Here is a 25871-nt window from a genome sequence, read left to right as displayed (position 1 = left end):
CGGGCACAACTCCGTGGAGCGTACCCGTCGAGGGATTAGGTCAGGAACCTAATTAGACGCGGCGGCGCTTCGGGGGACGGCAACCGTTGTGTGCAACGGGGGTAACGTCCTGGATCGAACCGACCTCGAGGCCTGCAGCCTGCAGGGAGCGGATTGCGGTTTCGCGACCGGAACCGGGGCCCTTGACGAACACGTCAACCTTGCGGACGCCGTGCTCCTTGGCGCGGTTTGCAGCAGCCTCAGCAGCCAGCTGTGCGGCGTAGGGGGTGGACTTACGGGAGCCCTTGAAGCCCATGTCGCCAGCGGAGGACCAGGAGATCACTGCACCGGTGGGATCGGTGATGGAGACGATGGTGTTGTTGAAGGTCGACTTGATGTGAGCCTGACCAGCAACGATGTTCTTGCTAACCTTGCGGCGGTTGGTCTTACGAGCTGCCGCAGCGCGAGTCTTGGGAGGCATTTTTGATTCTCCTACAAAGGTTTTCTAATACGTTGGTCGGATAGAGATATCCAACAGAGCAACGTTGCTTACTTCTTCTTACCTGCGACGGTACGCTTCGGGCCCTTGCGGGTACGTGCGTTAGTCTTGGTGCGCTGACCGTGAACCGGCAGGCCGCGGCGGTGGCGCAGGCCCTGGTAGGAACCGATTTCAACCTTACGGCGGATGTCAGCTGCAACCTCGCGGCGAAGATCACCTTCAACCTTGTAGTTGCCTTCGATGAAGTCACGAAGTGCCACGAGCTCCTGGTCGGTCAGGTCCTTGACGCGGGTGTCAGGGTTGACGCCGGTAGCAGCGAGGGTTTCGTGTGCACGGGTCTTGCCCACGCCGTAGATGTAAGTGAGAGCAACTTCCACGCGCTTTTCGCGGGGAATATCAACTCCAGCGAGACGTGCCATACTGGCTTCTCCTTGTTGTTTTCCAGAGGTCTATAGCATCACTGCCCGGGTTGTTCTGACCCGGTCCCCGGCCTCTGAGTCCGGAGGTATCCGAAGGCGCCTCGTTGGCGTTGCTTCGGAGCGGTGCCTATGACAATTCCGCCCTCTTACAGGGCGGCTATGAAGTCAGCTGCTAGGGATTAGCCCTGGCGCTGCTTGTGGCGCGGGTTTTCGCAGATCACCATGACCACACCGTGACGGCGGATCACCTTGCACTTATCGCAGATCGGCTTAACGCTCGGCTTGACCTTCATCGCATTCCTTTTGATTGCAACTTGATTACTGGCGAGATAAGAGGTTCCCTCACTTACGTTGGGGAACTGCGTTATCCCTTTGAACACGATTTAAACGCCGCCAGGGGCGACGTTTATCTCGGGTTTACTTGTAACGGTAGACGATACGACCTCGGGAAAGGTCGTAGGGGCTCAGTTCCACTACTACTCGGTCCTCAGGCAGGATGCGAATGTAGTGCTGACGCATCTTGCCCGAGATGTGTGCGAGAACCTTGTGGCCGTTATCCAGCTCAACACGGAACATCGCGTTGGGCAGAGCTTCAACCACAGAGCCTTCAATCTCGATGACGCCGTCTTTCTTAGCCATATCCTCCGCTAACGTCGGTGCCCGTCGCAGGTGCGGCGGGCAAATGTATCTTCTGTTTGTGAGCTCACCGTGGTGAGGTGCTAGGGCGTTTTAAGGCGCACTTAACACTGGCACAAACAACCAACTGTTAACTCTACGGCAAAGACCGTGGAAAAACAACCGTGATTTTTATGACATCAGGCACTTAAGGTTTAAAAGGAAGAAGCCCCTCCCCCACGCTCCAGGAAGTCTTAAGGACTTCCTTCCGCAGGAAAGGGGCACCGTTTATCGACCAAAGCTCAGCCGCTTAGTCTTCCTTAGCGGCAAGCTGACCGCATGCTCCATCAATATCGGAACCGCGAGTATCACGAATAGTCGTCGGAATACCGTGAGCACGCAGACGCTCCACAAAGTTCTGTTCAACGCCCTTACGGGATGCCGTCCACTTCGAACCCGGGGTCGGGTTCAGCGGAATCGGGTTCACGTGCACCCAACCACGGCCGCGCTGCGCCAGCTTCTTACCGAGCAGATCCGCACGCCAGCCCTGATCGTTAATATCGCGAATCAGCGCATACTCGATGGAGACGCGACGGCCGGTCGTACGGTAGTAGTCGTACGCAGCGTCCAGGGTCTCATCAACCTTCCAACGCTGGTTAATCGGAATCAGTTCATCACGCAGTTCATCATCCGGAGCGTGCAGAGACAGAGCCAAAGTAATGGGCAGCTTCTCCATCTCAAACTTGCGAATACCCGGCACCAGGCCCACGGTTGACATGGTCAGGCCACGAGCAGAAATACCCAGGCCCTCGGGGGAAGGATCAATCAGACGGTGCACAGCACCCATGGTTGCCTTGTAGTTAGCGAGCGCCTCGCCCATACCCATGAAGACAATGTTGGAAACACGCAGCGGACGAGTATCCTCAGAGCCACCTTCTGCTTCTTCCAGGCCCTTCATCTGCTTCAGGTAGCGGGCACCAGCTACGACCTGCTCCACAATTTCTGCAGTAGAAAGGTTACGGGTCAAACCCTGCTGACCGGTTGCGCAGAAGGGGCAGTTCATTCCGCAGCCAGCCTGCGAAGAAATGCACATGGTCACGCGGTTGTCATAGCGCATGATGACGGACTCAATGAGCGCACCGTCAAAGAGGCGGTGCACAACCTTCAGGGTGTCACCACCGTCAGCCTCGAGGGTACGGACCGGAGTCAGAAGCTGCGGCATCGCCTGAGCAACCATCTGCTCGCGATCCTTAGCCGGCAGGTCAGTCATCTCGGCTGGGTCAGTGACTAGACGCTCAAAATAGTGCTTTGACAGCTGCGACGCACGGAACGACTGGTAGCCCAGTTCCTTCAGAAATTCGCGGCGACCAGCCATGTCGAAGTCAGCGATGTGTTTGGGCGGCTTCGCACGGCGCGGTGCTTTCAGGGCAATCTGGCCGGGGGCGGGGCGAACGTTCGAGATTTCAACCGGCACCTTGGTCGCAGCGGGTGCGGATGCCTCGCCGCTGTTGAGAGTTTCGCTCATGGAGCTTCTTCCTTATGATGTGGATGCTTTCGGATGCGCTATCACGCACCGGACCGGATTCGCCGGTTTCTTCGAGTGGAGGTGGGGCAGCTAAAGGTGGGTTCCCTTCCCCCAGTGGTGGGACTTAGGCGGGGATCGGAACCGGGGTTACGCCGAAGCGAGCAAGTTCGCTTGCGCCGCCGTCTTCTGCGGTCAGAACCCAGATGCCTTCGCTGTGCACAGCAACGGAGTGCTCCCACTGGCATGCATCGGAACCGTCAACGGTCACAACGGTCCAGTCGTCAGAGAGTACCTTGGTCTCGATGGAACCGGTGACGAGCATCGGTTCGATAGCGAAAGCCATGCCGGGCTTGATCTTCGGGCCCATGTCACGTACTGCGTAATTCAGTACGTCCGGCGCCATGTGCATCTGGGAACCGATACCGTGGCCCACGTAGTCTTCAATGATGCCGTACTTGTCGCCGTATTCTTCGGTCACGTACGCTTCGATGGCAAGACCAATTTCGCCGACCTTTTTTGCGGTTGCCAGAGCGGCAATGCCGTGCCACATCGCCTCGCGGGTGACGGCGGAGAGCTCCGCGCGGGCTTCGCTTATGTTGTCACCAACCAGTACGGTGCGCGCCGAGTCACCGTGCCACTGGCGGTTGGTAGCGGGGTCGATGACGTATGCGCCACCGTCGATGGAGAGAATATCGCCGTCCTTGAGCACGTAGTCGCCGGGGATGCCGTGAACAACCTCGTGGTTGACGGAGGTGCATACGGTTGCCGGGTAGTCGTAGTAGCCGTAGAAGTTGGAGGTGCCGCCCAGTTCCAGTAGGGTGCGTTCAAAGGCGGCGTTCACCTCTGCGGTGGTTACGCCGGGGCGCGCTGCCGCCACTGCCGCATCAAGTGCATGGCTGGTAATGACGCCTGCACGAGCCATCTGCTGAAGCTGTGCGTTGGTTTTAATTTCGACTCGTGCCATTCTGGCTCCTTAGGTATGTGGGGCGGTACGCCCAAGCTTAGAACTCTACAGACAGCACTGTACCCCCGCAAGTCTTTGTGATGCATCATGCACCTCAAGTTGCGGGGGTACAGCAGAAGATTACTTCAGAGCGTCGAGGATGCGCTCGGTGACTTCAGCAATCTCGCCGAGGCCGTTAACTTCCTTGACGATGCCGCGTTCGCGGTAGATTGCAATCAGCGGTGCGGTCTCTTCTTCGTAGACCTTCAGGCGGTGGCGGATGACCTCTTCGTTATCATCGGTGCGACCCTGCTCTGCTGCGCGGTTGAGCAGACGCTCGACGAGTTCATCGTTGTCTGCGACCAGCAGGAGAACGCGGTCAATCTTCTCGCCCTTGGCTTCGAGGATGGAGTCCAGCTCGTGCACCTGGGAAGTGTTGCGGGGGTAGCCGTCGAGCAGGAAGCCGTTGACGACGTCGCTTTCCGCCAGGCGTGCGCGCACCATGTTGTTGGTGACGGAGTCGGGAACCAGGTTACCGGAGTCGATGTACGACTTCGCTTCCTTGCCCAGTTCGGTCTCTTCCTTGATGTTCTTGCGGAAGATATCACCGGTGGAAATCGCGGGAATCTTCAGCGCTTCAGCGATCTTGACGGCCTGGGTGCCCTTACCGGCACCGGGAGGGCCGACGATGAGCAGACGGTTCATCGGAGCAGTCCTTCGTAGTTTCGTTGTTGGAGCTGAGCGTTGATCTGCTTGAGAGTATCAAGACCAACACCCACCACGATCAGCAGCGAGGCGCCGCCGAACGGGAAATTCTGGTTTGCGTTGAATAGGATAAGCGCTACCAGGGGAATCATGGAAATTACACCCAGGTAAAGTGCGCCAGGCAACGTAATTCGGTTGAGTACGTAGCTGAGGTAACGCTCGGTGGGCTTACCGGCACGGATACCGGGGATGAAGCCACCGTACTTCTTCATATTGTCCGCTACCTCTACCGGGTCGAAGGTGACCGCCACGTAGAAGTACGCGAAGCCAATAATCATGAAGAAGTAGAGAACAATGTACAGCGGGTGGTCGCCGCGCACCAGGTATGCGTTGATCCAGTTAACCCAGTCCGGCGGGGTGGAGCCGTTGGTCGGGGTGTTGAACTGAGCAATCAGACCGGGCAGGGTCAGCAGGGAGGAGGCGAAGATCAGCGGGATCACGCCGGCCATGTTGACCTTGAGCGGAATGTAGGTGCTGGTGCCGCCAATGGTGCGTCGACCAATCATGCGCTTTGCATACTGCACGGGGATACGGCGAACGGACTGTTCCACGTAGACCACGGCGAGCATGACCAGCAGACCAATACCGCAGACAGCTGCGAAGATACCCCAACCGTGGGTGCGCTGGATGGAGCCCAGAGCGCTCGGGAAGGAGGAAGCAATGGAGGTGAAGATCAGCAGGGACATGCCGTTGCCGACGCCACGCTCGGTAATCTGCTCACCCATCCACATGATGACGGTGGTACCTGCACACAGGGTGACGATAATCAGCAGGATGTGCAGTACATCATCCTGAGGGATGATACCGGGGCAGTTACCCAGCAGAACACCGGAGCGCGCCATCGAGACGATGGTGGTTGCGTTCAGCAGAGCAAGAGCGATGGTCAGGTAGCGGGTGTACTGGGTGAGCTTTGCCTGGCCCTGCGCGCCTTCATCGTGCAGCTCCTGGAATCGCGGGATAACCACGCGCAGCAGCTGGATGATAATGGACGCGGTAATGTACGGCATCACGCCGAGGGCAAAGATCGAAAGCTGCAGCAGTGCGCCACCGCTGAAGAGGTTGACGATATCGTAGACGCCACCGCTCGTAATATTGGCCTTCAGACACTGCTGTACATTTCCGTAGGAAACGCCTGGCGCGGGGATGAAAGTGCCCACGCGGTACAGCACAATCATTGCCAGGGTAAACAGCAGCTTACGCCGCAAATCGGCGGTCTTGACGACTCGCCCGAATGCGCTCAGCACATGTCCTCCTGTAAGTCTATGGGGCGCCCATCCCTCTCAAAGAGTTTTAGGGCGCAGTAAACACATCTTCCAGTCTATCGTGTTTAGAGCGGGTAACGATAACTCCCTAGCAGATTATGTAGCTTTTATATTCTCTTAGCGTGATTTTTGGACGCTAAATGTGGCGCACACCAAGCGTTCAAATATGCGAATACAGGAATATTCCCCTGTTGTGAGTCTTTTCGAGCAGCAAAAAGCCCCCGCCGTACAGTGTACGGACGGGGGCTTTCTCGTCTTGAAGACTACTTAACGGTTACAGAACCGCCAGCGGCCTCGATCTTCTCGATAGCGGAAGCCGATGCCTTGTCGACAACAACGTTCACCTTGACGGAGATTTCGCCGTTGCCCAGAACCTTCACGAGCTCGTTCTTGCGAACGGCGCCCTTAGCAACCAGTGCCTCAACGGTGACGTCGCCACCGTTGGGGAACAGTTCCTGGATGCGGTCCAGGTTAACAACCTGGTACTCGGTGCGGAAGGGGTTCTTGAAGCCGCGCAGCTTCGGCAGGCGCATGTGCAGCGGCAGCTGGCCGCCTTCGAAGCCTGCACGAACCTGGTAACGTGCCTTGGTACCCTTGGTACCGCGACCTGCGGTCTTACCCTTGGAGCCTTCACCGCGGCCAACGCGGGTCTTTGCCTTGTGGGCACCCGGTGCCGGGCGCAGATCGTGAATCTTGATAGCTTCTGCCATCTTTACTTGACCTCCTCAACCTTCACCAGGTGAGCAACGGTGTTAACCATGCCAACGGTGACGGGGTCAGCAGTGCGGACTACCTTGTTGCCGGGGCGCTTGAGGCCCAGGGAACGCAGGGTGTCGCGCATGTTCTGCTTCTGACCAACATAGGACTTGACCTGGGTGATTTCCAGCTTTGCGTCGCTGGGCTGAATACGCTTGGCCATTACTACGCACCTGCCTTTTCAGACTTGGTGTTGCGCAGGTAGCTGGGGATAACCTCATCGGTGGGCAGGCCACGGCGGGCTGCCACTGCCAGGGGCTCCTCAAGCTCCTTGAGTGCTGCAACAGTTGCGTGAACGATGTTGATCTGGTTCGAGGAACCGAGCGACTTGGACAGCACATCGTGAATGCCTGCGCACTCGAGTACTGCACGCACGGGGCCACCTGCGATAACACCGGTACCAGCGGTTGCCGGACGGAGCATCACAACGCCTGCAGCTGCTTCACCCTGCACACGGTGCGGGATGGTGCGGCCTTCGATGCGGGGAACGCGGAAGAAGTTCTTCTTTGCTTCCTCGACACCCTTGGAGATTGCTGCGGGAACTTCCTTAGCCTTACCGTAGCCAACGCCGACCAGGCCGTTACCGTCACCAACGACGACCAGTGCGGTGAAGCTGAAGCGACGACCACCCTTGACGACCTTGGAAACGCGGTTGATGGTCACAACGCGCTCGATGTACTTGTCCTTCTCCTCCTCGCGAGCGCGGTTGTTACGGCGCTCACCACGGCCACGACGCTCGCCGCGGTTGTTGCGGCGCTCCTCGCGCTGGTTGGAGGTCTCAGCGGTTTCAGCTACTACTGCTTCGCTCACCTGAGTTTCCTTTACGTTCTGCTCGCTCATTAGAGTGCAAGACCTCCCTCGCGTGCACCGTCAGCAACGGCTGCAACACGGCCGTGGTACTTGTTACCACCGCGGTCGAACACGACTGCCTCAACACCAGCTGCCTTGGCGCGCTCTGCAACGAGCTCACCAACGCGCTTTGCCTTAGCGGTCTTGTCCAGGTCAGCTGCACGCAGCTCTGCTTCCATGGTGGAAGCGGATGCCAGGGTTACGCCCTTGACATCGTCGATAACCTGAACGAACATGTGACGGGTCGAACGGGTGACGCACAGGCGCGGACGCGCAGCGGTACCCGAAACGTACTTGCGGATGCGAGCGTGACGACGTGCACGCTGCGCTGCCTTCGACTTGATAGCCATGTTTACTTACCAGCCTTTCCGACCTTGCGGCGGATGTGCTCACCTGCGTAGCGAACACCCTTACCCTTGTAGGGATCGGGCTTACGCAGACCACGAATGTTTGCTGCAACCTGACCAACGAGCTGCTTGTCGATGCCCGACACGGTCAGCTTGTTAGCACCCTCCACTGCGAAGGTAATACCCTCGGGAGCGGTGATGTTGATCGGGTGGGAGTAGCCCAGAGCGAACTCCAGGTCGTTACCCTTCGGGGTCACACGGTAACCGGTACCAACGATTTCCAGCTTCTTCTCGTAGCCGGAGGTAACGCCGATAATCAGGTTCTGAATCAGGGTACGAGTCAGACCGTGCAGTGAGCGAGACAGGCGCTCGTCGTTCGGACGAGATACAACGATCTCGTTTTCGTTCAGAGCCACGGTGATGGGGGAAGCTACCTTGTGGGAGAGCTCGCCCTTCGGGCCCTTAACGGTGACCAGGTTGCCATCGACCTTAACCTCAACGCCGGCGGGAACCGAGATGGGGAGACGTCCAATACGTGACATTATTCTCTTCCTTTCTCTTCTAACCGACTACCAGATGTAAGCGATGACTTCGCCGCCCACGCCCTTCTTCGCAGCCTGCTTGTCAGTGAGCAGACCCGAAGAGGTGGACAGGATTGCGATGCCGAGGCCACCCAGAACCTGGGGCAGGTTGGTGGACTTTGCGTAGGTACGCAGGCCCGGCTTGGAAATACGACGCACGCCAGCGATGGAACGCTCGCGGGACGGACCGTACTTGAGGACGAGGGTCAGGGTCTTGCCGACCTTTGCATCCTCAACCTTCACGTCGGCGATGTAGCCCTCAGCCTTCAGGATCTCTGCAATGCGAGACTTCAGCTTGGAGTAGGGCATGGATACGGTGTCGTGGTATGCGGAGTTTGCGTTACGCAAACGGGTCAGCATATCTGCGACCGGATCAGTCATAGTCATTGTGGGCTTTAGCCCTTCCTCGTTGTGGTTTCCCTACCCCGCGGTAACGGGGTCTGGACCTACAACGTAGTCGTTAGTTGGTCTTGAACGGGAAGCCCAGTGCCTTCAGGATTGCACGGCCTTCTTCGTCGGTCTTCGCGGAGGTCACCACGGTGATGTCCATACCACGCACGCGGTCGATCGAGTCCTGATCGATTTCGTGGAACATGGACTGCTCGGTCAGACCGAAGGTGTAGTTACCGTTACCGTCGAACTGGCGGTCCGAGAGGCCGCGGAAGTCGCGGATTCGGGGCAGTGCCAGGGTGACGAGGCGGTCCAGGAATTCCCACATGCGGTCGCCACGCAGGGTGACGTGTGCACCGATGGGCATACCTTCGCGCAGCTTGAACTGTGCGATGGACTTCTTAGCGCGGGTAACAATCGGCTTCTGACCGGTGATTGCGGTGAGATCGCGGATTGCGCCGTCCATGAGCTTTGCGTCGCGAGCTGCCTCGCCAACACCCATGTTTACGACGACCTTAACGATCTTCGGGGTCTGCATGACGTTCTCGTACTTGAACTCTTCCTGCAGAGCGGGAACGACGACCTCAGCGTACTTGGTCTTGAAGCGGGGGGTGATCTTGGTTTCGGTCATTAGATGTCCTTACCCGAACGCTTAGCAACGCGCACGCGAACGGTGCGCTCCTTGCCGTCACGCTCTACAGTCTCGAGGCGGAAACCAACACGGGTCGGCTTCTTGGTCTCGGGGTCAACAATCGCAACGTTAGAAACGTGGATCGGTGCCTCAACCTTCTGAATGCCGCCTGCTGCGCCGGTCAGGGGGTTAGCCTTGGTGTGCTTGGTGACGACCTTGATGCCCTCAACAATCACGCGGTTTTCCTTGGGGAGAACCTTCAGAACCTTGCCCTGCTTGCCCTTATCTGCACCGGAAATAACCTGAACCAGGTCGCCGGACTTGATCTTAGCCATGAATTAGAGCACCTCCGGAGCCAGCGAAACGATCTTCATGAACTTCTTGTCGCGAAGCTCACGACCCACGGGGCCGAAGATACGGGTACCACGGGGATCACCATCAGTGTTCTTCAGGATCACTGCGGAGTTCTCGTCGAACTTGATGTAGGAGCCGTCGGGACGACGGGTTTCCTTCTTGGTGCGGACGACGACTGCCTTGACAACGTCACCCTTCTTTACGGTACCGCCGGGGATTGCATCCTTGACGGTTGCGACAATGATGTCGCCAATGCCTGCGTAGCGACGCGAGGAACCACCGAGAACACGGATGGTCAGGATTTCCTTCGCACCAGTGTTGTCGGCGACCTTCAGTCGCGACTCCTGCTGAATCATATTTCTCCTGTCGTCTCGCCGGTTCCGACTCGCTTTAGGCGCGAGCCAGCCTTGCGGAACATTTTTACGGGATTGGTTGACGCCCCGGGCCCCATCTCTGCGGAAGGGGTTAGCGGAAACGCCTGGGGCAAACCCATGCCAGAAGCATTTGGACCCGCGTGAAGCGGGCGTATCCCACCCGTAAGTAGCGGCATTATGCACTGGCACGAGAAGCCCGTGGTTGTGCGGCTATTTGGATACAGCCACACAGTCTTAACACTGTACAGGAAGCAGGTATGTAGCGCAAGAGTTTGCCGACTATGATTTCAGTCTCCCCTACCCTATCTCTGGGGAAGAGTCGGGTTTAGAGAGTAAAAACCTCATATCCCACATCACCATCGATTGAGAAGGTCCCTTATTTGACACTTAAAGCAGGAGGCCCCTTCGTGTAGTTCCTGACGCATAAGAAACTGAAGGGGCCTCGAGAAATCTATCAAACAATGTGTCAAACAAGGATGATAGATATTTATATTTTACTACGCTTTAATGTCCCTCTACGACAGACTTGCCGCGGGATGAGCAAGAGACCACCCCGCCCCTACTCCCCACCCCGAGAGCGTACACACAGCACAAAAGCACAGCACGCGCTACGTTGATATATCAGCTGCTCTTCACTCAGCAGCTAGGACAGATATACTTTCGCGATACCGTCACGAACGATAGGACGAGGATCTTCTCCCGGCCGGTTTTCTTCCGCTGCCTCGTAGTATTCGCCAGAGCGCGCATCCAACACGTAGGGTACCTCAGCTGCGGGGTAGTCACCCGCCTTGTCGATAGCAATGACGCTCCCGTCTCCCAGCAGGACCTGGTGATTAATACGGGTCGGGGCTACCTGCAAGGTCTCGATGATGGTTCGATTGAGCGTGTCAATGACGGTAATGGTTCCACCACCGGCAACTGCAGACTCTCCCTTACCTCCAAAATCAGCGACGTACAGCAGATGACGTTCTGCATCGAGCAAGATATCGGTGGGCATTTTACCGAAGGGAAGATAAGCGAGGTGCTCGCCCTCAAAACTCAGAACGTATAGACCACCATTTTTACCCTCGCGTCCTTGTGCAGAGACATAAAGTTCACCACGGGTCGAATCAATCTCTACGCCGTGAACGCCAACTGGAGTATTGGCGTCTTCCCCACCAGTTACGGGCAGTCTGTGCACGAGACCCCAGGTATTCATATCCACAACCCAGATTTCATCTCGCAAAATATTCGGGATGTACAGACGGCTACGAGCTTCATCCGCTACGGGTCCTAGCAGCATGGCGGGGCCTTCCCCTTGAAGGGGACTAACCGTGCGTTCCCTCTCCGCGGTGGATGCAGAGATTACCTGGTAACCCCCCATTCCGGTAACGAGTACGGCACCGTTGGGTGCAACGTATAGCTCACGCGGCGTCAGCATCTCCACCCCTAGAGTGAGAGAATCCCATACGAGCGATAGGTCTTTTTGGGAGTATGCAGTTACCGAGTTTGTACGGGTTCCTCCGGTCCAAAGAAGCCCTCGCTGATTGTCTACAGCTAGACCATAGGCAGCTTGAATCTGGAAGAGGTTTTCTAGCTCGGGTTTATTTTCCGGGATAGCAGGCAGAACAGCCGTCTTCTCAATTTGCAGGGTATCTGCGTTGATACGAGCAATTGTGGCGCAGAGAGTGCCGTGGGTCTTTGTATGGTTGAAGCTTCCGCTCACAAAAAGAACGTTCTCTTCAGGGTTGTATGCCACCTGATATTGACCGGCGAGTCCCGCAGAACGATCTACGGAAAAACGCTTGGTATCCAGCGTATTCTTCTGTTCTTCTCCAGCAGCCGAGGGAAGCATAGGTATCTCCAGAGTTATGTAGTTTGGAGGCTAGCTCGTCTCATATTTTGCGAGCTTAGCCTCCGGAGCTTTCTGCTGTATATTTTACGCTTTACCCTCCATTTTGAGGCTTTTCTAGCGCAGGCCACGCACTACATGGCTCATGATTAAGACACCCTCTATCAGCAGTACATATTGCTCTCCCCCAGGCTCTGAGCAGGGTGGATTTACTCAAGGAAGGCTTTGCATTCTACATATAATAACCACAATAGACATCAAACTAGAGATGTTGACAGCTTAGAGAATTTATAAGCTTACCCTGAGGTGTCTAGAGCCATGAATTCCGTAATATTTCGTCACCTCTGACCCCCTATTAAAGCAGTATTCTGAAAAAATCTGCTTAAAAATTTAGAAACTAAGGGTCGCTTTTTCAAAAATCAAGTTTTTTAGTAAAAAACGCGCTTCAAGGTGCGAAAATCAGCGAGATGTACCATAATAGAAGAGACGCATGCGTCAAATAAGAGGTTCGGTCCCTATCGGACAGATTTCTTGGGTCCCTTTTTCCTCGCTAATCCGTTTGTCTAGGGACCGAACCTCGCTTTGACCGCTAAACCCGCACTTCGGTGCGGGTTTTCTTTGTATCTGAGGCTCTAGAACCCTACATTTCATTCTTTGGGAGCTGATAACTCGTCAAATATGGGCGGGCGAGTACAGAGGGAGCGTCTCTCTCCTTTTCTCCCTTCCCCCCTACTACCTCTGACCCTAGTCTAGGTTCCGCCTAAATAACAGGCGTATGGACAAACTGAAAGGGGCGGCACCCATCGCTTTGATGAGTACCGCCCCTTTCAGCGTGTATCGGCAGTTTCAGAGAGTCAATCGGGTTCTTGATTATCTAGCAGATCCCGCTCAACCTCTTTCGCTACTACCGAGCAGTAGTAATGTAGGCTGCCGTGGGGTACGGACTATGCCTTGCGGCGACGTGCTACCAGCACAGTTGCACCAACGACCAGGGCAAGGACACCAATTCCGGCTGCAACTACGACGCCCGAAGCACCGGTGTTAGCCAGTGAAGACTTCGAAGAGGTGGAGCCGTTGCTGGAAGAGGTGACATTCTGCGACGAAGAGCCGGAGGTCTTCGGGGCGGTGCTGTCCTTCTTCTGGGTCTCGGACTTCAGAGAATCCACGGGAGCCTTGGACTGATCCTTAGCAGGCTGGTCCTTTGCCTGTTCCTTGGAATCTGCAGGTGCAGAGGGGTTAGTTACAGGTGCGTTAGCCGACTCGGATGCCTTCGGTTCTGAGACCTTCGGCGCAGGTGCCTGGTTCTCGATGCTGAAGGTGTATTCTGCAGCCACACCACCACGTACATTATCGTTCTCTGCCAGAGAACCGGAGAGCAGGTAGATAGCAACGCTATCGCCGGTCTTCAGTTCTTCAGTCAGGTTAGAGTTTGCCACGGTGGGGCGGTCGATAGTTGCAGTGAAGTTACCGTTTTCGTCCGCCTTGATGTAAGCCCAGACGCCTGCACTATTGCCTTCAACGCCTTCGAGCTTAGGCTCTTCCTTCGCAGAAATAGCGCCCTTGTTCAGCTTGACGGCGATAATGGAGCCCTTGCCATCCCGAGTCTTGAAGCCTTCACCACGGAAGGTCAGCTTCTGGCCGTCCCAGGTCTTGGGGAAGTAAACCTTAGCGCCGTCCTTGTACTCGTGTACAACTTCATTGGACTCTGCACTTTCGGAGGGTGCAGGGGTGCTGGGTTCGGGCTTAGCGGACTCGCTCGGAGCCGGAGTAGTCGGCTCGGGCTTAGCAGACTCGCTCGGTGCCGGAGTAGTCGGCTCGGGCTTAGCAGACTCACTCGGTGCCGGAGTAGTCGGCTCAGGCTTAGCAGACTCACTCGGAGCCGGGGTGGGCTCGTTGCTATCAGGCAGGCTCAGCTTAGTACCGGCGGGGTAAGTGGTAGTCACGCCAGAAGGAGTAGCAGCAACCTGGGTAGTTTCTGCCGGTGCGCAGGTCTCAGCGGTCTCTGCCTTCTTCTCTGCAACAGTTGCGGAGAGTGCTTCACCGCCACGTGCGGTATCGCCTTCAACCATGGAGCCGGAGAGCAGGAAGACCGATACCTTATCGCCGCTCTTCAGGTTTTCCTTCAGGTTGGAGTTCTCAGTGGTCGGGTACGGCAGCTCAGCGGTGAAGTTACCCTTCTCATCTGCCTGGATGTAAGCCCAGACGCCTGCGCTGTTGCCATCAGCGCCGTTGAACTTCGGCTCTTCCTTCGCGGAGATGCGGCCCTTGTTCAGCTTGACGGCGAGTACGGAACCCTTTGAACCGTCCTGAGTCTTAAAGCCTTCACCACGCAGCTTCAGGGTTTCGCCGGTGGTCCAGTCCTTCGTAGCGTACAGCTTAGCGCCGTCGGCGTAGGTCTTCACCAGTTCTTCAGAAGAAGTCTGTGCGGCAGGCTTTGCGGTGGTTTCAACGGTGGTGTTAATCTTCACCATGACGCCGGGAACGATCGGGGAATCTGCGTTGTCCTTACCCTTGGGCTCGGTGCTAGAGGTGCGGTATTCGCCGGTGGTCTTATCGATGGTGTAGTCAGTTTCAATAGCGGAAGCGCCTTCGATGCTGCGTGCTACAGCGTATGCGCTACCGTCTGCAGTGACCAGAACATCATTTGCGCCGCTAGTTGCGCCGGTAGACACCTGAGAAACAACGGTGCCGGTTCGTGCATCAACAACACCGACGTTACCGGTGCCGTAATCGGTCACGTACAGCAGGTCACGGGCTTCGTCGGAGGCGAGGGCGAGGGCCTGGGTGCCGAAAGGAATGGTCTTCTTGTAGGCGCCGGTTTCCAGGTCGTAGACGGTGATACCGGAGTTAGCGCCCTTACGGTCACCCTGGGAGCTGACGTAGATTTCCTTCAGGGACTTGTCAATAGTGACGTCTGAGGGGTTCAGAGCAGCTTCAGCGTTTTCCTTGTGCAGCTGAATGGTCTTCTCGACCTCGTAGCTCTTGGTGTTGATCACCTTCAGGGTGCCGGCGCTCAGGGAGGGCACGTAGAGCTTGCCATCAGCGGAGTCTACGTGCATGTTCATTGCGATGTCAGATTCGCCCTTGGCGTCGGTGAATTCAATCTTCTTGACCAGTGCGCGCAGGGTAGTGTCGAAGACGCTAATGCCACCGGAGCCAGAGACAAAGATCTTACCGCTAGAGGGGTCGATGCGTACCTCACGCGGGTGGTTGACGTCACCTTCTGCGCTGCTCCAAACAATCTTGTTGGTCGCGGGATCGATGACGGATACCTTGTTGACGCGGGTCTGGGTCACCCATACGTATCCGGTTGCTTCGTCGTAGGCAATACCGTAGGGAGATTCAATCTGCTTACCGCTCGGTGCAGTAGCACCACGTCCAATAAAGTCCGTGGTCGGGAACTGGTAGACAGTGGCAAGGCTCGGGGTGGATGCAACGTTCCAGGCGCCAACGCCACCGGTCAGAATCGGCGGGCGTCCGGAGGAGAAGGAAGTGTAGAGGGAGGAGGTTGCTGCCGAGTATGCCAGCTGGTACTGGCCGGGCAGACCCTGGTACTGGGTAGCGCTTACTGCGATGTGGCGGCATTCCTCAGTAGAGTTCTGCGAGTTCCCACCGGGAACAGATGCGGAGACGTTTGCCGCAAAGGTAGCGGGAACGGTAGCAAAAGAGCCTGCAATAACGGAAAGTGCGCCAGCAATGGCGAGCAGCTTACGTGAGGGCTTGGGTGAAGAAGTCATGCTGATCCTCGATGATGTGTAGTGGTACTTCTCCAAAGGTCGTGCAACCTCCGGAAGGTGCAGAGCCACCCCACCAATTATTAGGCAAGGTTACGCTAAGCAACTATAAAGTTGATAATAAGTGCCTTATCAGGTTATTTTCAAGTGCTGTTCATCGAAAGTCATAGTTTCTAGGCACCTTACTCACGTATTAGTTTTTATTTTTTCGCTAGAATTCCGTCTCCACATGCGCTTTCTTCCCTAGCAGTATCTGCTCATGGGCTATGCCAGCGAATCGAGAGAAAAATATTGCTTTCCCGTATGACATATCAAGACATTTATGACAGATATTGTCATAGCGCCTGTTATAACCCCATATCCTAGGGCACCCGCCCGGGTTCTGACGGAGGTTAAACGCAAAGAACCCCTCTCCTACCGAAGTAGGAGAGGGGTTCTTTTACTGCTCTAGCAGAGAGTCCTTAGAGGGCTTACTTAGCTTTCTCGAGGATCTCCACGATACGCCAACGCTTGGAAGCGGACAGCGGACGGGTCTCTGCAATCAGAACGAGGTCACCAATACCAGCAGTGTTCTGCTCGTCGTGTGCCTTGATCTTGGAGCTACGGCGAACGACCTTGCCGTACAGTGCGTGCTTAACGTGGTCCTCGACCTCGACGACAACGGTCTTGTCCATCTTGTCGGAGACAACGTAGCCGCGGCGGGTCTTGCGGTAGCCGCGCTCTTCGTTCTTTACTTCACTCACTTGGACTCACCTTCAGTTGCGGGACGAATACCGAGCTCGCGCTCACGCAGCACGGTGTAGATACGTGCGATGTCGCGCTTGATAGTGCGGCGACGACCTGCGTTAGCCTGACCGGTGACTTCCTGGAAGCGGATGTTGAAGAGTTCCTTCTTCGCTTCGCTCAGCTTTGCAGCCAGCTCTTCGTTGGAGAGCTCTGCGAGCTTATCGATGCTCAGGTCCTTGGATCCTACTGCCATCTCGCTTATTCACCACCTTCGCGGCGACGCACAACACGTGCCTTCATCGGGAGCTTGTGGATTGCCAGGCGCATTGCCTCGCGAGCCACTTCTTCGGACACACCGGAGAGTTCAAACATGACTCGACCCGGCTTGACATTTGCGACCCACCACTCGGGCGAACCCTTACCGGAACCCATACGGGTTTCAGCAGGCTTCTTGGTCAGCGGACGGTCGGGATAAATGTTGATCCAGACCTTACCGCCACGCTTGATGTGACGGGTCATTGCGATACGTGCAGCCTCAATCTGGCGGTTGGTCACGTATGCGGGCGACAGGGCCTGAATGCCCCACTCACCGAAGCTAACCTCGGTGCCGCCCTTTGCGAGACCACTACGCTTGGGGTGGTGCTGCTTGCGGTACTTTACTCGACGGGGAATAAGCATTTATGCCTCACCGTTCTCTGCAGTCTTGGCCTCGACCTTTGCCGAAGCGTTCTCGTTGCGGCGCTCGCGACGAGGACCACGGTTGCCCTGGCGGCGGCGGTCACCATCGCGGCGGTTGCCACGGCGGTTGTTTGCTGCCTGCTGAGCTGCCAGCTCCTTGTCGGTCAGGTCGCCCTTGTAGATCCAGACCTTCACGCCGATGCGACCGAAGGTGGTCTTAGCCTCGAAGAAGCCGTAGTCGATGTTCGCACGCAGGGTGTGCAGGGGCACACGACCTTCGCGGTAGAACTCGGAACGGGACATTTCAGCGCCACCCAGACGGCCGGAGCACTGGATACGGATACCCTTTGCGCCTGCACGCTGTGCGGACTGGATTGCCTTCTTCATTGCACGGCGGAATGCAACACGCGATGCGAGCTGCTCTGCGATGCTCTGTGCAACCAGCTGAGCGGAGAGGTCGGGGTTAGCAACCTCGAGGATGTTCAGCTGAATCTGCTTGCCGGTGAGCTTCTCGAGCTCGCCGCGGATGCGGTCTGCTTCTGCGCCACGGCGGCCAATCACGATACCGGGACGAGCGGTGTGGATGTCCACACGCACGCGGTCACGGGTACGCTCGATCTCGACCTTTGCAACGCCTGCGCGATCCAGGTTCTTTGCCAGCAGCTCGCGGATCTTTACGTCCTCGCGGACGAAGTCAGCGTAACGCTCGCCGGGCTTGTTGGAATCAGCGAACCACTTGGAGACGTGGTCAGTGGTGATGCCCAGTCGGAAACCGTTCGGGTGAATTTTCTGACCCATTTAGCGGTCCTCCTCCTTCTCCGGGGTAGCAACTACCACGGTGATGTGGCTGGTGCGCTTGTTGATTCGGTATGCGCGACCCTGAGCGCGGGGCTGAATGCGCTTCATGGTCGGGCCCTCGTTCACGAATGCTTCGCTGATGAACAGCTCTTCCTCGCGGAAGGGCAGACCCTGCTGGGTTGCCTTCTGACGAGCGTTAGCTACTGCCGAAGCAACGATCTTGTATACCGGTTCCGAAGCTGCCTGGGGGGCGAACTTCAGAATCGCCAGAGCCTCTTCCGCCTGCTTACCACGGATCAGGTTGACGACACGGCGGGCCTTCATAGGCGTAACGCGAACGAAACGCGCTGATGCCTTGGCTTCCATTGCCTATCTCTCTTTCGTCTATTGCCGAAAGGGAAACGTTAGCTTATCGGTGTGAACCGATTAGCGACGCTTGCCCTTACGGTCGTCCTTCACGTGGCTGCGGAAAGTGCGGGTCGGAGCAAACTCACCGAGCTTGTGACCAACCATCGACTCGGTGATGAACACCGGCACGTGCTTGCGACCGTCGTACACTGCGATGGTGTGACCGAGCATGTCGGGGATAATCATCGAGCGACGCGACCAAGTCTTGATTACGTTCTTGGTGCCCTTCTCGTTCTGAGCTGCAACCTTCAGGTAGAGGTGCTGATCAACGAAAGGGCCCTTCTTCAAACTACGAGGCATGTTTCAGGCTCCTTAGCGCTTCTTGCCAGTACGACGGCGACGAACGATGAGCTTGTCGCTTTCCTTGTTGGGACGGCGGGTACGACCCTCGGGCTTACCGTTGGGGTTAACCGGGTGACGACCACCGGAGGTCTTACCTTCACCACCACCGTGCGGGTGGTCAACCGGGTTCATGACCACACCACGGACGGTCGGGCGGATGCCCTTCCAGCGGTTACGGCCTGCCTTACCCCAGTTGATGTTGGACTGCTCAGCGTTGCCAACTTCACCAACGGTTGCGCGGCAGCGAACATCCACGTTGCGGATTTCGCCGGAGGGCAGACGGAGCTGACCGTACTTGCCTTCCTTAGCAACCAGCTGTACAGAAGCACCTGCGGAACGAGCCAGCTTTGCGCCGCCACCGGGGCGGAGCTCGACACAGTGAATCACGGTACCAACGGGGATGTTGCGCAGGGGCAGGTTGTTACCGGGCTTGATGTCAGCTGCGGGGCCGGACTCGACGATGTCGCCCTGAGCGAGCTTGTTCGGAGCGATGATGTAGCGCTTGGAACCATCGACGTAGTGCAACAGCGCGATGCGAGCGGTACGGTTGGGATCGTACTCGATGTGTGCAACGCGTGCGTTAACGCCGTCCTTGTCGTGACGACGGAAGTCGATCAGACGGTACTGGCGCTTGTGGCCGCCACCCTTGTGACGGGTGGTGATGCGGCCGGTGTTGTTACGGCCGCCGGTCTTGTGAAGCGGACGAAGCAGGGACTTTTCCGGGGTGGAGCGGGTGATCTCGGAGAAATCAGCAACGCTCGAACCGCGGCGACCCGGGGTCGTCGGCTTGTACTTACGAATACCCATTTAGATATTTCTTCCTTCGTTAAAGTGGTCTCCGCGGGGCTTATGCCTGCGGACCGCCGAAGATGTCGATGGTGCCTTCCTTGAGGGTCACAATCGCACGCTTGGTGTTCTTGCGAGCGCCCCAACCGAAACGGGTGCGCTTGCGCTTGCCCTGACGGTTGATGGTGTTGACGGAAGCAACCTTGACGTCAAAGATCTTCTCGATGGCCTGCTTGATTTCCAGCTTGTTGGAATCGGTTGCGACCTCGAAGGTGTACTTACCTTCGTCGAGCTGACCGTAGCTCTTCTCGGAAACGACGGGAGCAATGATCACGTCGTATACAGACTTGGTGGAAACGCTCATTACTTAGCGCCCTCCTTCTTCTGAGCTGCAGCAACGAATGCGTCGAATGCTGCCTTGGTGAAGACCACGTCGTCAGAAACCAGCACATCGTAGGTGTTGAGCTGATCTGCGTACAGAACGTGGACGTTCTCCAGGTTACGTGCGGACAGAGCCACAACGTCCTCTGCACGAGCAATCACAAGAAGGATGTTCTTGCGCTCGGTGATAGCTGCGAATGCAGCCTTTGCAGCCTTGGTCGAGGGGGTTTCACCGGAGATGAAGTTCTCGACAACGTGGACGCGGTCGTGACGAGCGCGGTCGGAGAGAGCACCGCGCAGTGCAGCGGCGATCATCTTCTTGGGGGTGCGCTGTGCGTAGTTACGCGGGGTCGGACCGTGAACAACGCCACCGCCGGTCATGTGCGGTGCACGGATGGAGCCCTGACGTGCGTTACCGGTACCCTTCTGCTTGAAGGGCTTACGGCCTGCACCGGAAACCTCGCCGCGGTTCTTGGTCTTGTGGGTGCCCTGGCGTGCAGCAGCGAGCTGTGCAACGACAACCTGGTGCAGCAGGGGCACGGATGCCTGCGCGTCGAAAATCTCTGCGGGCAGGTCTACCTTAAGGGTCTTAACAGCCATGATGTATTAGGCTCCCTTCACAGCGGTACGAACCAGAACAACGCCGCCCTTGGGACCGGGGATTGCGCCCTTGATCAGCAGGACATTGTTCTCTGCGTCCACACCCTGGATAGTCAGGTTCAAGGTAGTGTGACGTGCTGCGCCCATACGGCCAGCCATGCGCATACCCTTGAACACGCGTGCGGGGTAGGATGCGCCACCGATGGAACCGGGCTTACGGTGGTTCTTGTGCTGACCGTGAGACGCGCCAACACCCTTGAAGCCGTGACGCTTCATAACACCTGCGAAGCCCTTACCCTTGGTCTTACCAACGACGTCGACCTTCTGGCCTGCTTCGAAGAGCTCAACGGTCAGTTCCTGACCGAGGGAATACTCAGAAGCATCTGCGGTACGCAGCTCGACGATGTGGCGACGGGGGGTAACACCGGCCTTCTCGAAGTGACCAGCCAGGGGCTTGGTAACCTTGCGAGAGTCGATTGCACCGAAACCGATCTGAACAGCTTCGTAGCCGTCAGTTTCCTGGTTACGGATCTGGGTAACAACGTTAGAATCAGCCTTGACGACGGTGACGGGCACGAACTTGCCGTCCTCGTCCCAGACCTGGGTCATGCCGAGCTTGGTGCCCAGCAGGCCCTTCACCTGGCGCTCGAATTTATTAGTCATTAGATGCGATCCTCTACAGCTTGATCTCGATGTTTACGTCTGCCGGCAGGTCGAGACGCATGAGGGCATCAACAGCCTTGGGGGTCGGATCAACAACGTCGATCAGACGCTTGTGCGTACGCATCTCGAAGTGCTCGCGGCTGTCCTTGTACTTGTGGGGAGAACGAATAACACAGTAAACGTTCTTCTCGGTCGGCAGCGGCACGGGGCCAACTACAGTTGCGCCTGCGCCCTTTACCGTTTCGACGATTTTCCGTGCCGAAGAATCGATGACCTCGTGGTCATAGGACTTCAGACGGATGCGGATTTTCTGTCCCGCCATCTGTCGGACTCTCTTTCTTGATGTATTCCCTGTATCGGAGCTTTTGCCCCTTTGTTATAGCGCTTAAGGAACGCGATATATTCATCACGTGCGCCACTCAGAACGGACTGAATCCGGCTTTGCCGGGTTCCTCACCCCGCCTGAGTACCGACCCCCGAACTCGGGCGTGTCGCCTATTTTCTAGACATACTCGTCCCGTCATCCTTCGGACCGGGTCATACGTGGGCCTACCTTTAGTGCAGGTAGACGCTTTGACAACGTCGTCAATTCTCTCAGAGATAGAGCGCTTACGCAATACAAACACGAGTTAAGTGCTTAAGAACACTTAACTATCTCTGTCAACCTGAGGGTACTCCCGCGATGTAACTCTCAGGGAGCTTTCAATCTACTTTCAGTAAGTTCCATGCGCTTTATTGCTCTTAATAATGCTTTTAGGTCTAAAGATTCTCGTATCGTAGAAGTATCACTACAGCCTAAGGAGAAACCATGTCTCAGCCGACACAACCTCATCAGGCATCCTCTAGCTCTCACTCTTCATCTCAGAGCCCTCAGCATGTCCAGCCGCAAGGTCTCGGTCTGTACGTTCCCCCGTCCCTGTCGGGCTCGTATCCTCAGCCTCCTGCGCAGCGACGCCGAGTCAATGAGGATATCTTCCTCAATATTGTTCTGTACATTGGTTCGCTCCTGCTCATTGGTGCTGCGGGCCTTTTTGTCACCTCGGTAACTTCTTCTCAGGATGAAACGGCTATCTTCCGTGTACTCGCAATGGCGCTTGGAGCAATTGTCTTCTACGGAGCCGGTCTGCTCACCTACCGTTTCGTAGAGCGCCTGCGTATTGCCTCCTACTCTTTTGCAGCAACGGGTCTTGCGTTTATTCCTCTGACCGGCGTTGCTATCTATGTCCTCAAGATTTGGACTGAAGGACGCTACATCTGGCTCCTCACTTCTCTGATTGGCACTGCCGCCATTGTTGGTGCCTGCGCCCTCATGCGTAACCGTGTGATGGCGTATCTGCTGATTTCGTTCATTGTTTCGGACTCGTTGGCAGCTACGAAGGTGGCGGCTCTACCTTTCGTCTGGTATTTTGTCTCGCTGACTGCAGTTGCTACGGTTCTGGGTTTGATTCTGCATTTTGCCCCGAACGCTGCCCCGAGGGGTATCCGCGAAGGTCTTGTTGATTCTTCCCGCATTTTTGTGCCGGCCACTGCCATCGCTATTTTCTTCTTCACCAACGATCTGAGCTACACGGACGCGGGTATTGCTTTTGCAGTTATGTCCGTGCACGCCATTCTGTTCACCTGGCTGAATGGCACGGCGGATTACTACGCCCAGGCACGCATCTACCCGATTGCGTCTATTCTCTCCTTCATCATGGACTCGGATCACAGCCCGTGGTTCCCCAGTATTTTCTTTGTCTCTGTTCTGGTTGTAAACCTGATTTCTGCGTACGTATTTATTCCTCGTCTGCAGAAGACCATTACTGGTTCTGCTCCTGCTTCCAATGAACAGCACGAGCAGGTACAGAGCTCACCGTCTATCCCCTGGGCAAAGGAAGCTCCTCACCATCCCGCTCGCAAGGTGGAGTGGTTGCCTGCCATTGACGCATGCGTCGGCGTATTCTTCTCCTTCTTTGCTCTCATGGATGCCTTCTACACTGCTCACGTTGCCGATAGCCCTGTGTACGCAACTCGCTGGAGCGCTTTCCTTCCTTATGCAGAAGGCAATCAAGGTATCTTCCCCGCCCCCTGGGTTATTGGTGTCCTCTGCATTATGAGTTTCTTGCTGTACCGCAAGGCAATTCAGCCTCTGCTGCTGATGAGCTTTGTAGCGCTCATTCCTATTATTGGTATGTACGCCTCCCCCAGTAATCAGGGCACGTTCTATCTGTTCTTTGCCGCGGCAGTAGTCATCTATCTGGTCAGTGCTAAGGCCCCCGAGGCACGTACCGCTGGAGCAGTACTGAGCAACATCGGTTATGCCATTGGTATGATTCAGCTCTTCCTTGCTCTCATTCCCGAGATGCAGACTTCTGAGTCGCTTTTGATGTTTGCACTGGTCTGCGCCGCTATTGCACTGCTGACTTTTGTCCTCTCTCAGGGCGTTGCGGCTCAGGATCCCAGCTACCGTCTTGTAGAAATGTCGGTTTACCTCTTCTTGGGCGTTTTTGCGCTCTTCGTTGGGTACGTGTCTAATCATGTTGATGGCGGAGCACATGGTCGGTTCTGGGTCGGTTTCCCCCTCTTCTCGGGTGCCGTCCTCTTCTTGAGTGTCTTGAGCGCTCTTATTCTGGCTCGCGTATTGAGGCTTTCGAGTGTTGGGTCCTTCCGCTCCACGCTTGTCTCTTTCATCCGTATCGCGTTCTACATGACCTTGGTCATCGCGACGATTGGCTCGCGACACTACCTGCTGTATGACTTGCAGAAGGAGTACATTGCTGTAGCACTGCCTGCACTCCTGACCGTTGTATACGGTGCGCTTGGTTTCTTTATGCCGGCTGGCTCTTCGATTCGTTCGGAGCTACTCACCGTTGCGCGTTTCCCCATCTGCTGGTCTGTCATTCTGCTCGCTATCAGCGGCAATATGAAGGAATCGCTCGTGGACTTCCTCGTACTTGCCCTGCTGGCGGTTCAGGCACTGTGCAGCCTTCTACTCTACGCGTACTCCAAGCGAAGCTACGAGGCATATGCAGCGGCGATTTTCTTCACTCTTGGATCTATCCTGAGCGCAGGCCGTTTCATTGGCGACTTTGATAATCTTCTGTTCGCGGTAGCAGCTCCGATTATCTTCATCGCGGTATGGGTACTTGCCCTTATCTTCAGGATCCCCCGCATGCAGATTGGTGCCTCCATCAGCATCACGACTTTCTGCCTTGGTTCTCTATGGAATCTCTTCAACACGAGGGAAAGCACGATTGAGATGACTCTGCTGGGCTATTATGCCCTGCTCGCAGTTATCATCCTGTTCGTTCTGAAGGTTACGCTCCCGATTGAGATCTTCGGCGTGAACGCAAATGTTCGTCCGCGCATTGCTGTCCCGGTCGGTAATACGATGGTTGAACTGCCGATGCACGGCCCGTTGGGTGCCCCCTACGCGCGTTTCAGGTCTCGCCGTCCCCTGACCCAAGCCATCTACGCTCCGGTCAATACGCTGCTGATGATTCCCGCTCTGGCGGTGCTGGGATTCTACACTCTCGTTGGGTTTGTTTTTGAACCTAAGCAGGTAGAACTCAACGCACTTCTCTGGGGTCTGGGCGCTCTGTCCTTCGTGTCTGTCACCAAGGCGAAGAACCTGCCGACCGTTTGTACCACGGCATTCAGCCTCTTCATCGCCCGTCTGGTCATTGATTACTCGAAGTCCAACCCCTTGAGCGTCATTCTTGAGGTTGCTCTCCTGATCCTGCTTGCGGTTGTAGCAGCCAAGGTCCTCAAGAACTTCATCGCGAAGAGGCCTGTAGATGAACAGGTATCGGATTCTCCTCTGTACTGGGCATTGGGTCTGCAGGTATTCCTCACCCTGGTAACATGGGCAGTTCCCGCTGACGGCCCGGATATCGTGGTGCTGGTCCTCGGCATCGCTCTGACTCTTCTGAGCGCTCTGCTACTCGACCGAGTCTGGACCTATATTGCAACCGCCCTGGTCACCCTCGACCTAGCGATTTTGCTCAACGGTCTGAACCCCCTGACCCTGCTGATCATCTCTATTCTGCTCATTGCCGGCGTTATCTGGCGCCTGCTGGTACGACAGAACAAGCAGGATGCTGTCGCCCCCGCACCCCAGCAGGATCCCGCTCAGGTTGTTGGCTACCCCCAGGAGCCCCAGGCTGAAGGTACCTACCCTCAGAACCAGGCGGCTAACGCTCAGGTACAGCAGCACCAGGTTGCTCCGCAGGGCTACCAGCCTAGTGACGGAAAAAATATCTAGCCTGCTGCAGGTATAGGTTCTGTTCCTACAGCATTCTGTAGTAGGATTACCTATGTCCCTTCCGAGGGGCAGTCATTCGATTTGCGGTTCCCAGCCTTCGGGCTGGGAACCGTTTTTCTTTGGCCGCAAATCCTATCCGCATCCGCAGTGTCTTTTTCGCGTCCTCTTGCCAGCTCCTTGAAAATGTGCGGGCGTCCAAGAAAGGCAAGCCATAACAGTATGCACGCTACCCTGTGCCCTGCTACAGATCTGAGACACAGGCGTGCGATACTGCTGCCACGGTAGGGGTCCTCACCGATGCAGGTCCGGTATTCCCCCTATCTTTTGCGTGGGTTTCTATCATGCAGAAGCTCAGAACGTGTTTTACGAGGTCTCTAGTGGGAAGTAAGCAC

At 56.3% G+C, this 25871-nt stretch carries 31 protein-coding genes; 1 reads left to right on the top strand and 30 read right to left on the bottom strand.

Annotated elements, in window-relative coordinates; genetic code table 11:
* Nucleotides 1-52: 52 nt before the first annotated feature.
* The 30 genes from rpsK to rpsJ all read right to left on the bottom strand — a co-directional run bounded on the left by rpsK (nucleotide 53) and on the right by rpsJ (nucleotide 21558).
* The gene (rpsK, locus tag RM6536_RS06080; protein ID WP_005505028.1) at nucleotides 53-460 is read right to left on the bottom strand and encodes a 30S ribosomal protein S11; all 408 of its coding nucleotides are present in this window, start codon (nucleotides 458-460) and stop codon (nucleotides 53-55) included.
* A gap of 68 nt (nucleotides 461-528) precedes the next feature.
* Complete coding sequence (rpsM, locus tag RM6536_RS06075; RefSeq protein ID WP_005505026.1) at nucleotides 529-897, bottom strand: 30S ribosomal protein S13; 369 nt, start codon at nucleotides 895-897, stop codon at nucleotides 529-531.
* 179 nt (nucleotides 898-1076) lie between these two features.
* Nucleotides 1077-1190 (bottom strand): 50S ribosomal protein L36, encoded by a 114-nt coding sequence (rpmJ, locus tag RM6536_RS06070; protein WP_004005257.1) that lies wholly within the window; start codon nucleotides 1188-1190, stop codon nucleotides 1077-1079.
* 124 nt (nucleotides 1191-1314) lie between these two features.
* Nucleotides 1315-1536, bottom strand: coding sequence for a translation initiation factor IF-1 (gene infA, locus RM6536_RS06065; protein WP_005505018.1), 222 nt, complete (start codon nucleotides 1534-1536; stop codon nucleotides 1315-1317).
* Nucleotides 1537-1822: 286 nt separating this feature from the next.
* A complete protein-coding gene (gene rlmN / locus RM6536_RS06060; protein ID WP_060824432.1) occupies nucleotides 1823-3037 on the bottom strand; it encodes a 23S rRNA (adenine(2503)-C(2))-methyltransferase RlmN in 1215 nt (404 codons plus the stop codon).
* A gap of 124 nt (nucleotides 3038-3161) precedes the next feature.
* Nucleotides 3162-4001 carry a type I methionyl aminopeptidase gene (gene map, locus RM6536_RS06055; protein ID WP_060824431.1) on the bottom strand — a complete coding sequence of 280 codons (840 nt, stop codon included), beginning with the start codon at nucleotides 3999-4001 and terminating at the stop codon, nucleotides 3162-3164.
* A 120-nt stretch (nucleotides 4002-4121) separates the two neighbouring features.
* Nucleotides 4122-4685 carry an adenylate kinase gene (locus RM6536_RS06050; protein ID WP_060824430.1) on the bottom strand — a complete coding sequence of 188 codons (564 nt, stop codon included), beginning with the start codon at nucleotides 4683-4685 and terminating at the stop codon, nucleotides 4122-4124.
* Nucleotides 4682-5989 carry a preprotein translocase subunit SecY gene (secY, locus tag RM6536_RS06045; RefSeq protein WP_060824429.1) on the bottom strand — a complete coding sequence of 436 codons (1308 nt, stop codon included), beginning with the start codon at nucleotides 5987-5989 and terminating at the stop codon, nucleotides 4682-4684. Before secY ends, RM6536_RS06050 begins: the two co-directional genes overlap by 4 nt.
* Nucleotides 5990-6270: 281 nt before the next feature.
* Nucleotides 6271-6717 (bottom strand): 50S ribosomal protein L15, encoded by a 447-nt coding sequence (gene rplO, locus RM6536_RS06040; protein WP_005505008.1) that lies wholly within the window; start codon nucleotides 6715-6717, stop codon nucleotides 6271-6273.
* 2 nt (nucleotides 6718-6719) lie between these two features.
* The gene (gene rpmD, locus RM6536_RS06035) at nucleotides 6720-6926 is read right to left on the bottom strand and encodes a 50S ribosomal protein L30 (RefSeq protein ID WP_004005265.1); all 207 of its coding nucleotides are present in this window, start codon (nucleotides 6924-6926) and stop codon (nucleotides 6720-6722) included.
* Between the two features lie 2 nt (nucleotides 6927-6928).
* On the bottom strand, nucleotides 6929-7573 hold the full coding sequence (gene rpsE, locus RM6536_RS06030; RefSeq protein WP_171840195.1) for a 30S ribosomal protein S5: 645 nt from the start codon (nucleotides 7571-7573) through the stop codon (nucleotides 6929-6931).
* 29 nt (nucleotides 7574-7602) lie between these two features.
* Nucleotides 7603-7962, bottom strand: coding sequence for a 50S ribosomal protein L18 (gene rplR, locus RM6536_RS06025; RefSeq protein ID WP_005505006.1), 360 nt, complete (start codon nucleotides 7960-7962; stop codon nucleotides 7603-7605).
* A gap of 2 nt (nucleotides 7963-7964) precedes the next feature.
* Nucleotides 7965-8501 carry a 50S ribosomal protein L6 gene (gene rplF / locus RM6536_RS06020; protein ID WP_005505004.1) on the bottom strand — a complete coding sequence of 179 codons (537 nt, stop codon included), beginning with the start codon at nucleotides 8499-8501 and terminating at the stop codon, nucleotides 7965-7967.
* A 27-nt stretch (nucleotides 8502-8528) separates the two neighbouring features.
* Complete coding sequence (gene rpsH, locus RM6536_RS06015) at nucleotides 8529-8927, bottom strand: 30S ribosomal protein S8 (RefSeq protein ID WP_049331925.1); 399 nt, start codon at nucleotides 8925-8927, stop codon at nucleotides 8529-8531.
* Nucleotides 8928-9000: 73 nt separating this feature from the next.
* Nucleotides 9001-9561, bottom strand: coding sequence for a 50S ribosomal protein L5 (gene rplE / locus RM6536_RS06010; RefSeq protein WP_005505001.1), 561 nt, complete (start codon nucleotides 9559-9561; stop codon nucleotides 9001-9003).
* Entirely contained in the window at nucleotides 9561-9896 is a 336-nt protein-coding gene (rplX, locus tag RM6536_RS06005; RefSeq protein ID WP_060824428.1) for a 50S ribosomal protein L24, read from the bottom strand. The genes rplE and rplX overlap by 1 nt, the downstream gene beginning before the upstream one ends.
* A 3-nt stretch (nucleotides 9897-9899) precedes the next feature.
* Complete coding sequence (gene rplN / locus RM6536_RS06000) at nucleotides 9900-10271, bottom strand: 50S ribosomal protein L14 (RefSeq protein ID WP_005504986.1); 372 nt, start codon at nucleotides 10269-10271, stop codon at nucleotides 9900-9902.
* 661 nt (nucleotides 10272-10932) lie between these two features.
* Nucleotides 10933-12123: a YncE family protein gene (locus RM6536_RS05995; protein WP_060824427.1), complete on the bottom strand. Its 1191-nt coding sequence runs from the start codon at nucleotides 12121-12123 to the stop codon at nucleotides 10933-10935.
* Nucleotides 12124-13064: 941 nt separating this feature from the next.
* Nucleotides 13065-15857 (bottom strand): YncE family protein, encoded by a 2793-nt coding sequence (locus tag RM6536_RS05990; protein WP_060824426.1) that lies wholly within the window; start codon nucleotides 15855-15857, stop codon nucleotides 13065-13067.
* A 467-nt stretch (nucleotides 15858-16324) separates the two neighbouring features.
* On the bottom strand, nucleotides 16325-16597 hold the full coding sequence (gene rpsQ, locus RM6536_RS05985; protein WP_060824425.1) for a 30S ribosomal protein S17: 273 nt from the start codon (nucleotides 16595-16597) through the stop codon (nucleotides 16325-16327).
* On the bottom strand, nucleotides 16594-16833 hold the full coding sequence (gene rpmC / locus RM6536_RS05980; protein ID WP_005504969.1) for a 50S ribosomal protein L29: 240 nt from the start codon (nucleotides 16831-16833) through the stop codon (nucleotides 16594-16596). The genes rpsQ and rpmC overlap by 4 nt, the downstream gene beginning before the upstream one ends.
* Before the next feature lie 5 nt (nucleotides 16834-16838).
* Nucleotides 16839-17258, bottom strand: coding sequence for a 50S ribosomal protein L16 (gene rplP, locus RM6536_RS05975; protein ID WP_005504968.1), 420 nt, complete (start codon nucleotides 17256-17258; stop codon nucleotides 16839-16841).
* Entirely contained in the window at nucleotides 17259-18056 is a 798-nt protein-coding gene (gene rpsC, locus RM6536_RS05970; RefSeq protein WP_049331911.1) for a 30S ribosomal protein S3, read from the bottom strand.
* Entirely contained in the window at nucleotides 18057-18422 is a 366-nt protein-coding gene (gene rplV, locus RM6536_RS05965) for a 50S ribosomal protein L22 (protein ID WP_005504964.1), read from the bottom strand.
* A gap of 60 nt (nucleotides 18423-18482) precedes the next feature.
* Nucleotides 18483-18764 carry a 30S ribosomal protein S19 gene (gene rpsS, locus RM6536_RS05960; RefSeq protein ID WP_004005282.1) on the bottom strand — a complete coding sequence of 94 codons (282 nt, stop codon included), beginning with the start codon at nucleotides 18762-18764 and terminating at the stop codon, nucleotides 18483-18485.
* A gap of 12 nt (nucleotides 18765-18776) precedes the next feature.
* Nucleotides 18777-19613 carry a 50S ribosomal protein L2 gene (gene rplB, locus RM6536_RS05955; protein ID WP_060824424.1) on the bottom strand — a complete coding sequence of 279 codons (837 nt, stop codon included), beginning with the start codon at nucleotides 19611-19613 and terminating at the stop codon, nucleotides 18777-18779.
* A gap of 40 nt (nucleotides 19614-19653) precedes the next feature.
* Complete coding sequence (gene rplW / locus RM6536_RS05950; RefSeq protein ID WP_005504959.1) at nucleotides 19654-19956, bottom strand: 50S ribosomal protein L23; 303 nt, start codon at nucleotides 19954-19956, stop codon at nucleotides 19654-19656.
* Complete coding sequence (gene rplD, locus RM6536_RS05945; protein ID WP_005504957.1) at nucleotides 19956-20573, bottom strand: 50S ribosomal protein L4; 618 nt, start codon at nucleotides 20571-20573, stop codon at nucleotides 19956-19958. The genes rplW and rplD overlap by 1 nt, the downstream gene beginning before the upstream one ends.
* A gap of 6 nt (nucleotides 20574-20579) precedes the next feature.
* Nucleotides 20580-21236, bottom strand: a complete 657-nt coding sequence (rplC, locus tag RM6536_RS05940) for a 50S ribosomal protein L3 (protein ID WP_005504955.1) — start codon at nucleotides 21234-21236, stop codon at nucleotides 20580-20582.
* A gap of 13 nt (nucleotides 21237-21249) precedes the next feature.
* Nucleotides 21250-21558, bottom strand: a complete 309-nt coding sequence (gene rpsJ, locus RM6536_RS05935; RefSeq protein ID WP_004005287.1) for a 30S ribosomal protein S10 — start codon at nucleotides 21556-21558, stop codon at nucleotides 21250-21252.
* A 486-nt stretch (nucleotides 21559-22044) separates the two neighbouring features.
* On the opposite strand from rpsJ, the gene RM6536_RS05930 reads away from it, so the two are divergent.
* Nucleotides 22045-25479, top strand: coding sequence for a hypothetical protein (locus RM6536_RS05930; RefSeq protein ID WP_060824423.1), 3435 nt, complete (start codon nucleotides 22045-22047; stop codon nucleotides 25477-25479).
* Nucleotides 25480-25871 lie beyond the last annotated feature (392 nt).

It is taken from the genome of Rothia mucilaginosa (genome assembly GCF_001548235.1).
GTDB classification, from domain to species: Bacteria; Actinomycetota; Actinomycetes; order Actinomycetales; family Micrococcaceae; genus Rothia; species Rothia mucilaginosa_B.
The sequence above is the reverse complement of the archived record's forward strand: the minus strand, read 5'-3'. Positions and strand labels throughout refer to the sequence as shown.

Coding starts and splice junctions, on each gene's coding strand:
- rpsJ (WP_004005287.1), bottom strand. CDS start 21,558: ATGGCGGGACAGAAAATCCGCATCCGTCTGAAGTCCTATGACCACGAG.
- rplV (WP_005504964.1), bottom strand. CDS start 18,422: ATGGAAGCCAAGGCATCAGCGCGTTTCGTTCGCGTTACGCCTATGAAG.
- RM6536_RS06050 (WP_060824430.1), bottom strand. CDS start 4,685: ATGAACCGTCTGCTCATCGTCGGCCCTCCCGGTGCCGGTAAGGGCACC.
- rpsH (WP_049331925.1), bottom strand. CDS start 8,927: ATGACTATGACTGATCCGGTCGCAGATATGCTGACCCGTTTGCGTAAC.
- rpmJ (WP_004005257.1), bottom strand. CDS start 1,190: ATGAAGGTCAAGCCGAGCGTTAAGCCGATCTGCGATAAGTGCAAGGTG.
- rlmN (WP_060824432.1), bottom strand. CDS start 3,037: ATGAGCGAAACTCTCAACAGCGGCGAGGCATCCGCACCCGCTGCGACC.
- rpmC (WP_005504969.1), bottom strand. CDS start 16,833: ATGGCAGTAGGATCCAAGGACCTGAGCATCGATAAGCTCGCAGAGCTC.
- rplB (WP_060824424.1), bottom strand. CDS start 19,613: ATGGGTATTCGTAAGTACAAGCCGACGACCCCGGGTCGCCGCGGTTCG.
- rplR (WP_005505006.1), bottom strand. CDS start 7,962: ATGGCTATCAAGTCGAAGGCAGCGCAGCGTGCACGTCGTCACGCTCGC.
- RM6536_RS05990 (WP_060824426.1), bottom strand. CDS start 15,857: ATGACTTCTTCACCCAAGCCCTCACGTAAGCTGCTCGCCATTGCTGGC.
- rpsS (WP_004005282.1), bottom strand. CDS start 18,764: ATGCCTCGTAGTTTGAAGAAGGGCCCTTTCGTTGATCAGCACCTCTAC.
- rpsC (WP_049331911.1), bottom strand. CDS start 18,056: ATGGGTCAGAAAATTCACCCGAACGGTTTCCGACTGGGCATCACCACT.
- rplF (WP_005505004.1), bottom strand. CDS start 8,501: ATGTCACGTATTGGACGTCTCCCCATCTCGGTTCCCGCCGGCGTTGAG.
- infA (WP_005505018.1), bottom strand. CDS start 1,536: ATGGCTAAGAAAGACGGCGTCATCGAGATTGAAGGCTCTGTGGTTGAA.
- RM6536_RS05930 (WP_060824423.1), top strand. CDS start 22,045: ATGTCTCAGCCGACACAACCTCATCAGGCATCCTCTAGCTCTCACTCT.
- rplP (WP_005504968.1), bottom strand. CDS start 17,258: ATGCTTATTCCCCGTCGAGTAAAGTACCGCAAGCAGCACCACCCCAAG.
- rpsM (WP_005505026.1), bottom strand. CDS start 897: ATGGCACGTCTCGCTGGAGTTGATATTCCCCGCGAAAAGCGCGTGGAA.
- RM6536_RS05995 (WP_060824427.1), bottom strand. CDS start 12,123: ATGCTTCCCTCGGCTGCTGGAGAAGAACAGAAGAATACGCTGGATACC.
- rplN (WP_005504986.1), bottom strand. CDS start 10,271: ATGATTCAGCAGGAGTCGCGACTGAAGGTCGCCGACAACACTGGTGCG.
- rpmD (WP_004005265.1), bottom strand. CDS start 6,926: ATGGCCAAGCGTATTCAGCCCAGCGACGCAAAGCTGGAAATCACCCAG.
- rpsK (WP_005505028.1), bottom strand. CDS start 460: ATGCCTCCCAAGACTCGCGCTGCGGCAGCTCGTAAGACCAACCGCCGC.
- rplE (WP_005505001.1), bottom strand. CDS start 9,561: ATGACCGAAACCAAGATCACCCCCCGCTTCAAGACCAAGTACGCTGAG.
- rplD (WP_005504957.1), bottom strand. CDS start 20,573: ATGGCTGTTAAGACCCTTAAGGTAGACCTGCCCGCAGAGATTTTCGAC.
- rplX (WP_060824428.1), bottom strand. CDS start 9,896: ATGGCTAAGATCAAGTCCGGCGACCTGGTTCAGGTTATTTCCGGTGCA.
- rplO (WP_005505008.1), bottom strand. CDS start 6,717: ATGGCAGAAGCTATCAAGATTCACGATCTGCGCCCGGCACCGGGTGCC.
- rplW (WP_005504959.1), bottom strand. CDS start 19,956: ATGAGCGTTTCCACCAAGTCTGTATACGACGTGATCATTGCTCCCGTC.
- map (WP_060824431.1), bottom strand. CDS start 4,001: ATGGCACGAGTCGAAATTAAAACCAACGCACAGCTTCAGCAGATGGCT.
- rplC (WP_005504955.1), bottom strand. CDS start 21,236: ATGACTAATAAATTCGAGCGCCAGGTGAAGGGCCTGCTGGGCACCAAG.